Raw genomic sequence first — 14,645 nt, forward strand, 5'->3', positions numbered from 1 at the left:
CGGAGTCGCCCTCCGCCCGGAGGGCGATTGCTGACGTCTACTTGATCCCCTGCCCCTTCGCGTTATATCCCGGGTTTCTTCCTCTTTGGATTGACCGGGTAAACGCATGACGACGTCAGACACGGCTGTGCATACGCAGCCCTTCCAGGCCGAGGTTTCCGAGCTTCTGCACCTGATGGTGCATTCCGTCTATTCCGAGACCGATATCTTCCTGCGCGAGCTCGTCTCCAATGCCTCTGACGCCTGCGACAAGCTGCGCTATGAGGCCATAGCGAATCCGGCGCTGCTGGGCGAAGGCGACGCGCTCAAGATCCGGATCATTCCGAACAAGACGGCCGGAACGCTTGCGATCGCCGACAATGGCATTGGCATGGAGCGGCAGGAGCTGATCGACCACCTCGGCACCATCGCCCGCTCGGGCACCAAGGCCTTCGTGTCGAAGCTCAAGGAGGCCAAGGATGGTCTCGGCCTGATCGGCCAGTTCGGCGTCGGCTTCTATTCCGCCTTCATGGTAGCCGACAAGATCGTCGTGGTGAGCCGCCGCGCCGGCGAGAGCGACGTCTGGACCTGGACGTCCTCGGGCGGCTCGGGCTTCGAGATCGCGCGTGCCAGCGAGGAGGATGCGGGCCGCGTGCAGCGCGGCACCGAGATCGTCCTGCATCTCAAGGACGATGCGAAGAAATATCTCGAAGCTTACGAGATCGAACGTATCGTCGGCGCTTATTCCGACAACATCCTCTTCCCCATCGAGCTCGTGCCTGAAGGGGGCGAACCGCGTCAGATCAATTCTGCGAGCGCGCTGTGGCAGCGCTCGAAATCCGAGCTCACGCCGGAAGACTACAAGAAGGCCTATCAGCAGATCGCCTCCGCCTTCGACGATCCCGCGATGACGCTGCATTATCGCGCGGAGGGACGTTACTCCTACGCCGTGCTGCTGTTCGCGCCCTCGACGAAGCCGTTCGACCTGTTCGAACCGAACCGCAAGGGGCGGGTCAAGCTCTATGTCCGCCGCGTGTTCATCACTGACGATGCCGATCTGCTGCCGGGCTATCTCCGCTTCATCCGCGGCGTCGTCGACAGCGAGGATCTCCCGCTCAACATTTCCCGCGAGATGCTTCAGAACAATCCGCAGCTCGCGCAGATCCGCAAGGCCGTGGCGACCCGCGTGCTGTCCGAGCTCGAAAGCCTGGCGGAGAAGGATCCGGAGAACTTCGCGAAGATCTGGGAGGCCTTCGGCGCGGTGCTGAAGGAAGGCATCTACGAGGATTTCGAACGCCGAGAAAAGCTGCTCGCGCTGTCGCGTTTCACCACGACCTCGGGCGAGAAGCGCTCGCTCAAGGACGTCGTCGCCGGTTTCAAGCCGAACCAGACCGAGATCTATTATCTCGTCGGCGCCAGCATCGACCGGCTGAAGTCGAACCCCCGGCTCGAGGCGGCGACTGCGCGCGGCATCGAAGTTCTGCTGCTGTCCGATCCCGTCGACGCCTTCTGGACCTCGATGCCCTCGGAGTTTGACGGCAAGCCGCTGAAGTCGCTGAGCCAGGGCGATCTCAATCTCGACCTGATCCCGCGCGTCGACGAAGCCGACGAGGCGAAAAAGGACGAGCCGCCCGCCGACGAGGCCGCCACCATCGCGGTGATCAAGGCCGCGCTCGGCGAGCGCGTCAGCGACGTCAAGGCCTCGACGCGTCTTACCAGCTCCGCGTCCTGCCTCGTCGCCGACAGCCAGGGCCCGAGCCGCGAGCTCGAGCGCATCCTGTCTCAGCAGAACCGTGGCATGCGCACCAAGCCGATCCTTGAGATCAACCTGCGCCATCCGCTGGTGACGGCGATCACGAAGGCTCAGGCCGGCTCCAAGACGGTTGACGATCTCTGCCTGCTCCTGCTCGAACAGGCGCAGATCCTGGACGGCGAGCTGCCGGAGGACCCTGCGGCGTTTGCGGCAAGGTTGAACCGGCTGGTGTTGCAAGGGCTCGGCGCGTAGCGGGCGCAGTGCACCGCACTCACCTTGCCGTCATCTGCGCGCAGGAACGGTCGCCTCTGCCATGGTGTTATGCCATACGAGGTGGCCGGTATCCGGGCCGCCGACATGACAGATTCGAGGATTTCTCCATGCGTTTGCCGATCCTGACCCTGACCGCAATTGCCACGCTGTTCGTGGCGGCAGATGCCAGCGCCCAGACCTACGATCCGCGTTACCCGGTGTGCATGCACGTCTATACGCCCGGTAGTTTTGGTGGGGGCGGCGGCGATTATTTCGATTGCTCCTTCACCTCGCTGCCGCAGTGCCGCGCCACGGCCTCGGGCCGCTCGGCAAGCTGCGACGTCAATCCCTACTATGCGTTCGACCAACCCCCGCCGCCGCCGCGCCGGCGCCACAAGAACGTGCACTAGCGGTCCCCAACGGCCTTCAGGGGGAATTTTCATGCATCGCTTGTTCGGACTGATCATGACCGTCGGTGCCCTGCTCACGGCCGCGCCGTCGCATGCACAGACCTTCGATCCGCGCTATCCCGTCTGCATGCACGTCTATTCCGGTGCAAACGGCGGTGGCGGGGAGTGGTACGATTGCTCCTTCACCTCAGTGCCGCAGTGCCGAGCTACGGCTTCCGGCCGCTCCGCCAGCTGCGATCTCAATCCGTATTATCCGTTCAACGCACCGCCGCAGCGCTTGCGCCATCAGCGAGGCGCCTAGGGCTCACCGCCCGTTCGGCCGTCAATCAGACGGAGTATGCAGGGCTAGCTGCCGTGGGGCGCCTCGTTGGCCGCGGTGACGATCGCGTCGGTCAACTGCCAGGTCATCTTGTCCGTGGTCCAGTCGCTTGCGTGCAGCCTGCTGTCGTCGCCCGGGTCGACCATGCGGTCGAACGAAATTCTTGCAACGTCGTGCCAGCCCTTCATCAGCGCGAAGCGGCGAAAGACGTTGACCCGCTTTGCATGCGCGATCTCGCTGATCGCTGCGACCATCGCGTTCGCCTTGTCGGCCTTGGCCGGCGTCAGCACCGCCGGCACATATTGCAGATCCATTAGGATGACGTCGATCCCTCCGTCCACAAGCAGCTGATCGACGCCGTCAGCGATGGCCCTCCTGGTCTCGTCAAAGGTCGGTGGATTCTGATCGGCCGATTGCCACACCGCATTGGTGCCGACCTGCCAGATCACGAGATCCGGCTTCTGGTCGAAGACGTCGTGCTTGAACCGCAAAAGCTCCTTGGGAGCCTCTTCGCCGCCGACGCCCCGGTTGATGACATCGATCCCGGGCTTCGGAAATATGCTCCGAAGGTCCGCCAGCAATCGTTGCGGATAGGGCGCGATGCCTCCTTCGCCCGCCGTGGTCGACGAGCCGATCGCGACCACCTTGACCTGTCCGCGCCTCAGGCCATTGGCAAAATTGGTCAGCGGCTGCTCGAACGGCGCGGCCTGGACGGGAAATTCAGACGAGCCGAGAGCCACAGGTCGTCTCCCTTTCGCAACCGGGACAATGCAGGGTCAAAAAGACTAACCCGTTTGCCCGGAGCCGCCTAGCCTCACGCCCCGACAACTGGCTTTGCTATTGCAAGAACTGCCAGGCGGCGCACCTCGATCGCCTCCGGTTTGGTAAAGGATCACTAGAGTTAATCGTGCACTAACCCGGTTTTACCTTGTCTCTTAACATCTGGGCAGGGCGTGCGAGCTAAGCTGCCGGAAACCCGCAGACACGTTCCGAAAGAATGAACGGCATGACAACCGGCGTCATCGAGCAACCGAAAGCCGCGCGCGCACCTTCGGCTTCGAAAATCTGGCTGAAGGCGATCGAGCTCACCGCACGGATCGAGACGTTGCCGGGCCGGCTGTTCGCCGATGTCGTCGACGATTGGGCGCAGCGCCAGCCCAATCGCGTTGCGCTGACCACCGATGACGCGAGCCTCGACTATGAGGGACTTTCGAAACGCATCAATCGTTATGCGCGCTGGGCGCGCTCGGCCGGTGTGGCCAAGGGCGGCACTGTCGCGCTGATCATGCCGAACGGCATCGATTATGTCGCGGCCTGGCTCGGCATCAGCCGCGTCGGCGGCGTGGTCGCGCTGATCAACACCAAGCTCGTCGGGCACTCGCTCGCGCATTGCGTCGGAGTCGCAAAGCCCGCTCACATCATTGTTGCGCATGAGCTTGCAGCGGAGCTGGCCGGGCCGTTGCCGCACTTGAAGACGGAAGCAAAGGTCTGGACCCACGGCGATGCCCGCAGCGAGCGTCCGATCGATGTCGCGCTCGACGCCCTCGATGACCGGCCGCTTTCGCCGGACGAGCGTGGTGACGTCACCATCGACGACCGGGCCCTGCTGATCTACACGTCCGGGACCACCGGCCTGCCGAAAGCCGCAAGCATCAGCCATCGCCGCATCCTCAATTGGGGCTTTTGGTTCGCCGGCCTCACCGGCGCGACGCCGCAGGATCGGCTCTACGATTGCCTGCCGCTGTTCCACTCGGTTGGCGGCATCGTGGCACCATGCAGCATGCTCGCTGCCGGGGGCTCGGTGGTGATCGCAGATAAATTCTCAGCCTCGAATTTCTGGCCCGACATCGTGCGCCACGACTGTACGCTGTTTCAGTATATCGGCGAGCTCTGCCGCTATCTGCTCAAGGCGCCGCCGTCGGAATACGAGAACCGGCATCGCCTGCGGCTCGTCTGCGGCAACGGCCTACGCGGTGACATCTGGGACGATTTTCAGGCGCGTTTCGCCATTCCGCGCATCCTTGAATTCTACGCGGCGACGGAAGGCAATTTCTCGCTGTTCAATGTCGAGGGCCAGCCCGGCGCGATCGGCCGCGTTCCGCCGTTGCTTGCGCATCGTTTCCCTGCCGGTCTCGTCAAGCTCGAGCCCGATAACGGCGCCCCGCTGCGCAATGCGGAGGGGTTTTGTATCCCCTGCGCGCGCGGCGAGGCCGGCGAAGCCATAGGCCGCATCGGCACTGCGGATGAGGGCGGCGGTCGCTTCGAGGGCTACACCGAGGCGAGCGAGACCGAGAAGAAGATCCTGCGCGATGTCTTTGCCAAGGGCGATTCCTGGTTCCGCACCGGCGACCTGATGCGGCTCGACGAGAAGGGCTTCTTCCACTTCGTCGACCGCATCGGCGACACCTTTCGCTGGAAGGGCGAGAACGTCGCGACTTCGGAGGTCAACGACGCCATGCGCGATTTCACCGGCGTGATCGACGCCACCACCTACGGCGTCGGCATTCCCGGCACCGACGGCCGCGCCGGCATGAGTGCGATCGTGGTGAACGAAGGCTTCGCCGTCGAGGCACTGCCCGCCCATCTCGCACAGCGCCTGCCCGCCTATGCTCATCCCGTCTTCATACGCATCTCGCGCGAGCTCGATGCGACCGAGACGTTCAAGCAGAAGAAGGGCGAGCTCGCGCGCGAGGGATTTGATCCCGGCGCGGTCTCCGATCCGCTGTTCATGCGGGACCCGAAGACCGGCGCCTATGTCGCGCTGGACGCGGAGACGTATGCGCAAATCAACCAGGGTACGATCCGGCTCTAGCCGCGCGAAAATCCGCCAGATAGGTCCAATTTTATCCGAATTGTCCAAGAAGCCATTTACTTCTGTCGGGTAAACAAACGGGCAAGGGAGGCGGTCATCAAGAACCGCCGCAACACGAACGACAACAGAAGCGAGCCAGCCATGTCGGTACGGTCTAAGGTCATTGAAGCGATCCAGCAGATCGCCAAAGAGCAGCACGTCGCGCTTCCCGCACTCTCGGACGAGCTGTCCCTGCACGAGACGGGCTTCGACTCGCTCGCCTTCGCCATCCTGGTGGCGCGCCTCGAGGACGAGACCGGCGTCGACCCTTTCACCATTTCCGAGGACGCAGCGTTCCCCGCCACCGTGGGCGATTTCGTGCGGGCCTACGAAAATGTCCCCGCGTGAGATCTTTGCGCTCCGCGACCATCTCGGCGCGGAGCTGACCGGCCGCACGCTGTCGGACGCGCACGATGTCGTGTCGTTGACGGATATCCTGTCGCAGACGGTCCTGGGTGGCCGCCTGGGCGAGCTGTCCGGCCGCGCGGTGCTGCTGAAATTGTCCGACCAGCTCCGATCGGGTCTTGCCATGATCGAGCTCGACGGTATTGCCCGCCGCATGCTGCTGTGCCCGCCGGATCTCAACCCGGCGCATCTCGACGCGCTGATGGCGGATGCCGGGATCGATGCCGTTGTCACCGACGAGCCCGATCGCTGGGCCGAGACTGGCGTGCCGCTGGTCGTCACCGCACAACTGCCGCTTCAAGCCACAGCGCCGGCCAGGACCGAACGCGCCACGGAATGGCTGATGCTCACCTCGGGCACGTCGGGCGTGCCGAAAATCGTCGGCCATACGCTGGAAGCACTCACCGGCGCCATCGTCGCCGAAGGCCCGGCGCGCGGACCCGCGCCGGTATGGGCGACGTTCTACGACATCCGCCGCTATGGCGGCCTGCAGATATTCCTCCGCGCCGTCCTCTCGGGCGGCTCGATGGTGCTGTCCGATCCGCATGAGGCGCTCGCCGATCACGTCACGCGGCTGAACGCGCGGGGCGTCTCCCACATCTCCGGCACGCCCTCGCACTGGCGCAAGCTGTTGATGAGCGGCTCGGCCGCGCAGTTCGCGCCGCGCTATGTCCGCCTCTCCGGCGAGATCGCCGACCAGGCGGTGCTGGACGGCCTGAAAGCGGCGTTCCCGAATTCCTCCGTCGGCCATGCCTATGCGTCAACCGAGGCCGGCGTCGGCTTTGCCGTCAATGACGGGCTGGAAGGCTTTCCGGCGGACTACCTCGGCAACCGCAACGGCGTCGAAATGAAGGTCGTCGACGGCTCGCTACGTATCCGTTCGACGCGCACGGCGCACGCCTATATCGGCCGCGACGCGGCTGCGCTCACCGATGCAGACGGGTATGTCGATAGCGGCGATATCGTCGAATTGCGCGGCGACCGCTACTATTTCGTTGGCCGCCGCGGCGGCATCATCAATATCGGTGGGCTGAAGGTTCACCCCGAAGAGATCGAGGCGGTGATCAACCGTCATCTCGATGTGCGGATGTCGCGGGCGAAGTCACGCAAGAGCCCGATCACCGGCGGCATCGTCGTCGCCGACGTGATCCTCGCCGACGGCACCGATCCGGCGCGCGCGAAAGAGATCCGCGACCAGATTCTGGATCAGTGCCGCGCTCAGCTCGCCTCCCACAAGGTGCCGGCGGTGATCCGCTTCGTCGAGGCGCTCGACGTCACCCCGGCCGGCAAACTGGCGCGCACCGATGCATAATGTTCTCGTCACCGGCGGTAGCCGCGGTATCGGCCTTGCGATCGGCCAGCGGCTTGTTGATGGCGGCTACAACGTGATCGCGGCGGCGCGGCGCGAGAGCGACGAGCTCAAGGCGGCGATTGCCGGGTCGGAAGGGCGCCTGCATTTTCGCGCTTGCGACCTCGCCGTGATCGACGCGATCCCCGCCTACGCAAAACTCGTGCGCGATGAATTCGGCCCGATCTACGGCCTCGTCAACAATGCCGGCCTCGGCACCGAAGGCTTGCTCGCGACCATGCACAATTCCGAGATCGAGGCGCTGGTGCAGCTCAACGTGCTGTCGCCGATCATTCTCACCAAATATGTCGCGCGCCAGATGATGGCCGACGGCGCCGGCCGCATCATCAACATCTCCTCGATTATCGCGACGACCGGCTATAATGGCCTCTCGGTTTACGGTGCGACCAAGGCCGCCGCCACCGGCTTCACCCGTTCGCTCGCGCGCGAGGTCGGCAAGCTCGGCATCACCGTGAACGCGATCGCGCCCGGTTTCATCGACACCGAGCTGACGCACAACCTGTCTGACGACAGCCGCAAGCGCATCGCCGGCCGCAGCGCGCTGCGCCGCCTGCCGGAGACCGACGACGTCGCGCGGATGGTGGAGTATTTGCTGGGAGAGGGCGGTCGCAATGTGACGGGTACCGTGTTTACGGTCGACGCGGGCAATACGGCGTAGGTGGAACTCATCGCCACAATTGCATTGATCCGGCGCAATGACATCGTCCGGATTTGGTCGTAAGATCCCGCGCAATCGATTGGGTTACGTCAATCGATCTGCCCTAATCGATAGGGAGCAGTCCATGACCGCTTCGAGCCCGGACAAGGCGTCGGTAAAGCCATCTTGCGCAGAGCAAAGCGACGTTCACTGCGAGCCCGTTCACTGCGAGCCGATGTCTCACCAAAATTCCGGTGACCACGGTTACGAAATGTATCCGCAGAAATTCGTGCGTCTTGTCGGCTGCCATGACGTTCCCGCCTCCGCGCTACGCAAGCGCGTGGGCGAGAAGCTGCACTAGACATTCAGGTCCGATGCTTCGGCAGGTCAATCCGTTCGTGTGAGAACTCCGGCGGGCCCTCGGTCAGGCGGCGGATCCGGCGCTCGCGTTCGTCTTCAGACAGCGCAGGATCGAGCAGTCCCTCGAGTTCACGCACCGCAAGCTCTTCGATCCTGGTGGCATCCGAAGCGAGCGGGTGCCCTGGCGGGAGTGCCGGGGGCGCGACCTTCAGGCCGAGCTCGACCAGCTTACCGATGGCTTCCGAGCGCTACAGGTGATGGGTTTCGGCCCAGCTATCCACGGCCGCGGTCAGGCTTTCCGGCGTCTTCACCGCGCTGATCGGATCACGCCCAGTGCGCCGGCTTGCCGGAGCGATGGAGTCCTTCCTGTCGAAGTCGGACACGTCGATGTTCCCGCGCAACCATGTCAGATCATCGAGACTAGACGCCATTTACGGTCAACCGTTTAATGACCTTCTGTGGCATTGCAGTGCGCCCTCATCTTGTTGTCCGGGTCCATTTCGGCCAATGGTTGCAAGGGCGCGCGCCTGGCGAACCGAATCGATTCTTCTACGTATGTCCCTTTGGACGTGCGTCCCAACCATCCGGCATCATCCGATGACATCAGCGTTCTATAGCGGCATTCCGGTCTTTCGCGGCTTCACCAGTCTGATGGACCCCGCTTTGTATTCGCCGCTGCCCGACGACTGGAGCGTCGGCGTTGCCGACATCGTGGATTCGACCAAGGCCATCGCGGCGCAGCGCTACAAGGCGGTGAACATGGCCGGTGCCGCCGTGATCGCGGCCGTGACGAATGCATTGGAGGGACGCGAATTTCCCTTCGTGTTCGGCGGCGACGGCGCGAGTTTTGCGGTCGCGCCTAATGATCTCGAACTGGCCCGCGAGGCTTTGGCTGCGACCGCGACCTGGGTGCGGGAAGATCTCGACTTGCGGATGCGCGTCGCGCTGGTGCCGGTGAGCGTCATTCGCGCGCATGGCCTAGACGTGCGCGTCGCGCGCTTCGGACCGTCGGCCAATTTGTCCTATGCGATGTTTTCTGGCGGCGGGCTCGCCTGGGCGGACGCAGCGATGAAGCGCGGCGAGTTTGCGATCACCGAAGCGCCCGCGGGGACGCAGCCCGATCTCTCCGGCCTGTCCTGCCGCTTCGAGGTGATTCCGGCTGCGCGCGGCCTGATCCTGTCCGTGCTGGTCATGCCGGCCCAAGGCGCCGATCCCTCGGCATTCCGCAACGTGATCGAGGACATCATCCATCTCGTCGAGCGCAGCCCGGATGCCGGTCGTCCCGTGCCGCCACAAGGGCCGCCGCTGACATGGCCGCCGCAAGGGCTGGAATATGAGGCGCGCACCAAGCGCGGAGGTCCGTTGCTCGCACGCCGCGCCAGCGTGCTGGCCTACACCCTTTTCGTCTATCTGATCATGCGCTTCGATCTCAAAGTCGGCGGCTTCGTGCCGAAGCTTTATACACGGCAGGTCGTGGAGAACTCCGACTTCCGAAAATATGACGACGGCCTGCGCATGATCCTCGACTGTACGCCGGAGCTCGAACGCGCCCTCAGCGATCGCCTCGCGATTGCCGCGCGCGACGGCATCGTGCGTTACGGCCTCTATCAGCAGGACGCTGCGATGATGACCTGCTTCACCCCGTCGGCGTTGCGCAGCGATCACGTCCATTTTATCGACGGCGCGCGGGGCGGCTACGCCTCGGCGGCGACGGCGCTGAAGGCGATGACGGCGTGAAGCGCTAGCGCCCCGCCCGCGTCCAGGTTTCGCCGCCGCAGAGCGCGCCGACGCAGCCTTCGACCCGCAGCGAATCCGGATGGAATCACATTCCCGCGTTTATTTGCCTGCGTGCAATGACCTGCGCTTATTTGACCCAGCGCACGAAGGCGACCGAGGCCGCGGTCGACAGCCCGAATACCGCCATGGCGCCGCCGACCAGCGCGAACAGGGTCCAGGCCGGAGCCTGCGCCATCATGAGGCCGCCGCCGCCGATCGCGACGATCAGCAGCCGCGCGGTGGAGGCGAGCACGGGACCGCCGACCCGCGCCGCGCCTTGCGAGGAGAAATACAGCGACACGCCCACGCCGAAGAACACGAAGGTCGGGCCTGCCCAGTGGAAGTAGCTGTGCGCGGCGGCGGCAACGCCGGGATCCCTGGTGAAGAGCGAAACCCACAGGGATGGATCGAGCGCGATGATGAGGCCGATCAGGCCGACGGTAAGTCCCGAGGCCCCGGCCGCGGTCCAGGCCACGCGCCGCGCGCGCTTCACCTGTCCGGCGCCCATCGCCATGCCGACCATCGGCACCGATGCGATGCCGAAGGCGAAGGTGATCGGGATCAGCAAGAATTCCAGTCGCGAGCCGATGCCGTAACCGGCCAGCATCTCGGTGCCGAAGGTCGCCAGGATCTTGGTGAAGATCAAAATGGTGAGCACGGTCTGGAGCGGCGACAGGCAGGCGACCGCGCCGACCTTGAGGATGTCGAAGAACAACGCGCGATCGAAATGGAAGGCGCCGAAATCCAGCGGCAGCCGGCTGCGGCCGGACCAGAGATACCAGAGGAAGAAGATCGCAGCGCAGGTGAATGCGATCAACTGACCGGCGGCCACTCCGGGCATGCCGAATTGCGGCACGCCGAACAGGCCGAGCCCCAGCGTGCCGCCGAGCGCGATCTGGAGCACGCTCGTCCCGATCAGCGCCATCGAGGGCAGACGCATGTCGCCGGTGCCGCGGATCACCGAGGCCAGCGTGTTGACGAGCCAGATCGCGACCGCGCCGGAGAACAGCATTTGCGAATAGCCGCTGGCTTCCTCGAGCACACGCTCGCGCCCGCCCAGCAGCGCGAAGAACGAGCGGCCGAAGACGAGCATCGTCACCGTGAAGAAAAGCCCGCCGCAGAGGCCGATGATGGCGGCATGCAGCGCCAGCGTCGCCGCACGGTTCCGGTCGCCTGCGCCGAGCGCGCGGCTGATCGCAGACGAGACGCCGCCGCCCATCGCGCCCGCGCTCATCATCTGCGTCAGCATGGCGAATGGAAACACCAGCGCGATCGCTGCGAGCGGAATGGTGCCGAGCCGGCCGATATAGGAGGTCTCGGCGACCGCGACCAGCGTGCTGCCGACCATCGCGATCATGTTGGGGATCGCGAGCCGCAGCAGCGTCGGCAGGATCGGGGCCGTCAGCAAGCTGGCGATGGGCGAGGCGACCGGGGCAGGCGGCGGCATGGCGTCTATCGAGGCGTCGATCGTCATGTGTCACCGCGCGGAATATTGGATGATGATCGACATATTATATGGCGCGCAGCGCCGGCACCAGCCGCGCCTCACGCAGGGCTCACCAGGGCAGGCCGCAGAGGTCGATAGTGCCGAGTGTCGGCGCGCTGACGATGTTGCAGACATAGGGCGCCATGTGGGTGAAGCGGATCCGCCCCTCCGGCTGCTCGCAATAGACCTCGCCCTTGAAGGGGAGCCAGCTGCGGGCCTCGTAGAACGCGACATTGTGCGGCTCGCAGAACAGCAGCGCGAAGCGGACCGCCTCGTTGGCGCGCATGGTATGCACCGCGGCATCGATCGCCATGGTCGCATAGCCGCGGCCGCGCCGGTCCTCCCGCGTGCAGACGCCGCCGATGCCGCCGATGTGAACCTTCTGCCCGTTCCAGGTGACGGTGCGAAAATAGATGCCGACATGGCAGACGAGACCATCCTCGGGCGTCTCGATCAGAACGCGCAGGTCGGCATTGGCCCATTTGACGTGGGCCCAGGGCTGCTTCCCGACGATATCAGGTCCGAAGACCGCCTGGTGCAGCGGCTCCGCGATCCGCCAAGAGGCGTCGCCGTTCAAAATGTCGATCTCGATGCTCATGGCTCTCTCTTTCGCGTCTCCGCGCCGTCGGTGCGTGTCGTTCTGCCATAAGCACCTCAAAGGCAATGATATTTTATGGCCTGGTTCAAACGCCCTACATTCTTGCGACGATTTTATGCAATCCGGCTAAGCCGCCGCACCATGCCTTTTGGAAAATTCGCGGTATTTAACAGCCGCGGAACCTTCTATAAGGGGTGACCGTTAAGTCTCGTTCCCCATCAGTCGCGGACAACACCCATGACCTTTACGCTGCCCCCACTCCCCTACGCCTATGACGCCCTCGGACAATTCATGTCGAAGGAAACGCTCGAATTCCACCACGACAAGCATCATCAGGCCTATGTCACCAACGGCAACAACGCGCTCAAGGGCACCGAATGGGAAGGCAAGTCCCTTGAGGAGATCGTCAAGGGCTCGTTCGGCAAGAACCCCGCGGTGTTCAACAATGCCGGCCAGCACTACAACCACATCCATTTCTGGAGCTGGATGAAGCCCAATGGCGGCGGCACCAAGCTGCCGGGCAAGATCGAGAAGAAGATCAACGAGGACCTCGGCGGCTTCGAGAAGTTCAAGACGGACTTCCAGGCGGCCGGCGTCGGCCAGTTCGGCTCCGGCTGGTGCTGGCTCCAGGTCAAGAACGGCAAGCTCGAGATTTCCAAGACCCCGAACGGCGAGAATCCGCTGGTGCACGGCGCCACCCCGATCCTCGGCTGCGACGTCTGGGAGCACTCCTACTACATCGACTACCGCAACCGCCGTCCCGACTATCTGAAGGCGTTTGTCGAGAACCTCGTGAACTGGGAATACGTCGAGTCGCTGTTCGACAAGGCCTGAGTTCGACGAGGCCTGGGCTTCACGCATTCCGGGGCCGGCTTTGCCGCTCCGGAATGACGGAATTGAAAGGCGGTCGAGGCGCGGCCGCCTTTTTGTTGTGCGGAATTCGCACTTCGCCTCGCATGGCCCTGCGCGAGGTGCGCATCGCTCCCGTCATCGTACTGTTTGCATCGCATCTGCGGCGCCCTTAAGCAGGACGGGCATCGCCCTCGAGCCGAACGCGCCCGTTGTCAGATCCTTCCTCGAAAGACCCGGCATCCGCCGAGGACGCGGAATCCGAGCCGCGGCCGGGTCGCGTGCGCAAGCCGATCGGCTGGTCGACCATCATCATCGCAGCCCTTGTGGCGGTGAGCGCAGGTCTGGTCTGGCGGCGTGATGGCACCGACGGTGTTCTCGAGATACTGACCCACGATCTCTCGCTGTTCGGCGGCATCCTGCCCCGCGTGCTGGCCGGCTGCCTGCTCGGTGCGTTCATCTCCGAGATCCTGCCGCACGAAAAAGTCTCGCGCGCGCTCGGGCCGAAATCGGGCCTGAAAGGCCTTCTGATCGGCACCGCCTTCGGCGCGATCCTGCCCGGCGGTCCCTTCACCGCCTATCCCGTGGCGAGTGCGCTGCTGGCGGTCGGCGCCGATTTCGGTGCCACCATCGCCATGGTCGTGAGTTGGACCTTGATCGGCTATGGCCGGGCGGTCGCCTGGGAAATCCCGATTATGGGCACCGACTTCACGCTGTGGCGCATCCTCATCTCGCTGCCGTTGCCGGTGCTCGCAGGCGCGCTCGGCCGCTTCGTCTATGTCCGGCTTTGTCCGAAGCCGGCCATGAAGGACGACGAGACATGAGCGCCGCGCTCCTGATCGACATCCTGTTGTGGGTTCGGTGTTCGGCGTTGGCCTGATCGCCTTTCGCCGTGGCCCACCGGTGTTCAAGGCCTCGCTGCGCGAAGGCTCGATGGACTTCATCAACATCGTGCCGCGGATCGCGCTGGGGGTGATCGGCTCCGGCTACATCGCCGCTATCATCCCACAGGAGGTGATCAGCGGCTGGCTCGGCCCGGACAGCGGCTGGCTGGGGGTCGCGACTGCCGTGGTCGCCGGGGCCGCGACGCCCGGTGGCCCGGTAATCGGGTTCTCGATCGGGACGGTGGCCCTGAAATCGGGTGGTGGGGTGCCGCAGGTGGTCGCCTATGTCGTCGCTTGGGCGCTATTTGCCTTCCAACGGGTGATTTTGTGGGAAGTTCCGTTCATGCCGGCCCGTTTCGTCTGGTTCCGCTGCGCGGTTTCGGTGCCGTTCCCGTTCGTCGCCGCCGCCATCGCCATGCTGATCGGCAAACCCTGAGCCCGGCATGGACAGCTGTAATGTTATAATATAACATCCAGGAATGGTTCCCGCCGCGTCCCAAGCCCATCATAGCGATCATGCTCATAGCCATTCCCATGACGACGGGCATTCGCATGGACACGATCACACCCACGCACATGTCCACGGTGCGGCCTCTCCGCATCCGGCTCAGGCGGCGCACTGGTCGATCCTGCGCATGACGATGGCCGCCCGTCTCGCGGCCGCGCTCGCGGTCTGCGCCGTGCTTTGGGGCGTGGTCTTCCTGGCGATGAGGTGAC

General features: G+C 64.3%; 15 protein-coding genes and 3 pseudogenes. 13 read left to right on the forward strand and 5 right to left on the reverse strand.

The annotated features are described in order from the left end of the window. The first annotated feature begins 106 nt into the window (after window positions 1-106). From htpG to RX329_RS04935, 3 genes are all read left to right on the forward strand, one after another. A complete protein-coding gene (gene htpG, locus RX329_RS04925; protein WP_085361215.1) occupies window positions 107-1,984 on the forward strand; it encodes a molecular chaperone HtpG in 1,878 nt (625 codons plus the stop codon). Window positions 1,985-2,112: 128 nt separating this feature from the next. Then, complete coding sequence (locus RX329_RS04930; protein ID WP_018453298.1) at window positions 2,113-2,394, forward strand: DUF3551 domain-containing protein; 282 nt, start codon at window positions 2,113-2,115, stop codon at window positions 2,392-2,394. Between the two features lie 31 nt (window positions 2,395-2,425). Then, window positions 2,426-2,695, forward strand: a complete 270-nt coding sequence (locus RX329_RS04935) for a DUF3551 domain-containing protein (protein WP_085361216.1) — start codon at window positions 2,426-2,428, stop codon at window positions 2,693-2,695. 44 nt (window positions 2,696-2,739) lie between these two features. Here the strand turns inward: RX329_RS04935 and RX329_RS04940 are convergent, their stop codons facing one another. Next, entirely contained in the window at window positions 2,740-3,453 is a 714-nt protein-coding gene (locus RX329_RS04940; RefSeq protein WP_018453299.1) for an SGNH/GDSL hydrolase family protein, read from the reverse strand. Window positions 3,454-3,710: 257 nt separating this feature from the next. On the opposite strand from RX329_RS04940, the gene RX329_RS04945 reads away from it, so the two are divergent. The 5 genes from RX329_RS04945 (at window position 3,711) to RX329_RS04965 (ending at window position 8,336) form a co-directional block, all read left to right on the forward strand. Further along, window positions 3,711-5,525: a long-chain-acyl-CoA synthetase gene (locus tag RX329_RS04945; protein WP_085361217.1), complete on the forward strand. Its 1,815-nt coding sequence runs from the start codon at window positions 3,711-3,713 to the stop codon at window positions 5,523-5,525. 141 nt (window positions 5,526-5,666) lie between these two features. Next, a complete protein-coding gene (locus RX329_RS04950) occupies window positions 5,667-5,912 on the forward strand; it encodes an acyl carrier protein (RefSeq protein WP_018453301.1) in 246 nt (81 codons plus the stop codon). Beyond that, window positions 5,899-7,281, forward strand: a complete 1,383-nt coding sequence (locus RX329_RS04955; protein ID WP_085385469.1) for a class I adenylate-forming enzyme family protein — start codon at window positions 5,899-5,901, stop codon at window positions 7,279-7,281. The genes RX329_RS04950 and RX329_RS04955 overlap by 14 nt, the downstream gene beginning before the upstream one ends. Continuing rightward, window positions 7,274-7,996, forward strand: a complete 723-nt coding sequence (locus RX329_RS04960) for an SDR family NAD(P)-dependent oxidoreductase (RefSeq protein ID WP_085350711.1) — start codon at window positions 7,274-7,276, stop codon at window positions 7,994-7,996. Before RX329_RS04955 ends, RX329_RS04960 begins: the two co-directional genes overlap by 8 nt. 124 nt (window positions 7,997-8,120) lie before the next feature. After that, entirely contained in the window at window positions 8,121-8,336 is a 216-nt protein-coding gene (locus tag RX329_RS04965; protein WP_026232507.1) for a hypothetical protein, read from the forward strand. Window positions 8,337-8,340: 4 nt separating this feature from the next. Here the strand turns inward: RX329_RS04965 and RX329_RS04970 are convergent. Further along, window positions 8,341-8,766: pseudogene (locus RX329_RS04970) on the reverse strand (hypothetical protein). Window positions 8,767-8,932: 166 nt separating this feature from the next. Between RX329_RS04970 and RX329_RS04975 the strand changes: the two are divergent. Beyond that, on the forward strand, window positions 8,933-10,072 hold the full coding sequence (locus RX329_RS04975) for a DUF3095 domain-containing protein (RefSeq protein ID WP_085350710.1): 1,140 nt from the start codon (window positions 8,933-8,935) through the stop codon (window positions 10,070-10,072). A gap of 4 nt (window positions 10,073-10,076) precedes the next feature. Here the strand turns inward: RX329_RS04975 and RX329_RS04980 are convergent. The 3 genes and pseudogenes from RX329_RS04980 to RX329_RS04990 form a co-directional block, all read right to left on the reverse strand. After that, window positions 10,077-10,148, reverse strand: a pseudogene (locus RX329_RS04980) (DUF2147 domain-containing protein); the annotation flags it as partial. Window positions 10,149-10,199: 51 nt separating this feature from the next. After that, on the reverse strand, window positions 10,200-11,585 hold the full coding sequence (locus tag RX329_RS04985; RefSeq protein WP_085350709.1) for an MATE family efflux transporter: 1,386 nt from the start codon (window positions 11,583-11,585) through the stop codon (window positions 10,200-10,202). An 82-nt stretch (window positions 11,586-11,667) separates the two neighbouring features. After that, window positions 11,668-12,195, reverse strand: coding sequence for a GNAT family N-acetyltransferase (locus tag RX329_RS04990; RefSeq protein WP_085350708.1), 528 nt, complete (start codon window positions 12,193-12,195; stop codon window positions 11,668-11,670). Between the two features lie 237 nt (window positions 12,196-12,432). Between RX329_RS04990 and RX329_RS04995 the strand changes: the two genes are divergently transcribed. From RX329_RS04995 to RX329_RS05010, 4 genes and pseudogenes are all read left to right on the forward strand, one after another. Then, on the forward strand, window positions 12,433-13,029 hold the full coding sequence (locus RX329_RS04995; protein ID WP_007597204.1) for a superoxide dismutase: 597 nt from the start codon (window positions 12,433-12,435) through the stop codon (window positions 13,027-13,029). A 227-nt stretch (window positions 13,030-13,256) separates the two neighbouring features. Continuing rightward, window positions 13,257-13,868, forward strand: coding sequence for a permease (locus RX329_RS05000; RefSeq protein WP_085350707.1), 612 nt, complete (start codon window positions 13,257-13,259; stop codon window positions 13,866-13,868). Then, a pseudogene (locus RX329_RS05005) lies at window positions 13,865-14,364 on the forward strand (hypothetical protein). Before RX329_RS05000 ends, RX329_RS05005 begins: the two are co-directional and overlap by 4 nt. 43 nt (window positions 14,365-14,407) lie before the next feature. Continuing rightward, entirely contained in the window at window positions 14,408-14,644 is a 237-nt protein-coding gene (locus RX329_RS05010; RefSeq protein ID WP_039798633.1) for a hypothetical protein, read from the forward strand. Window position 14,645: the final 1 nt, after the last annotated feature.

Origin of the sequence: Bradyrhizobium sp. BWC-3-1 (assembly GCF_032917965.1) — a bacterium.
Classification (GTDB): domain Bacteria; phylum Pseudomonadota; class Alphaproteobacteria; order Rhizobiales; family Xanthobacteraceae; genus Bradyrhizobium; species Bradyrhizobium canariense_D.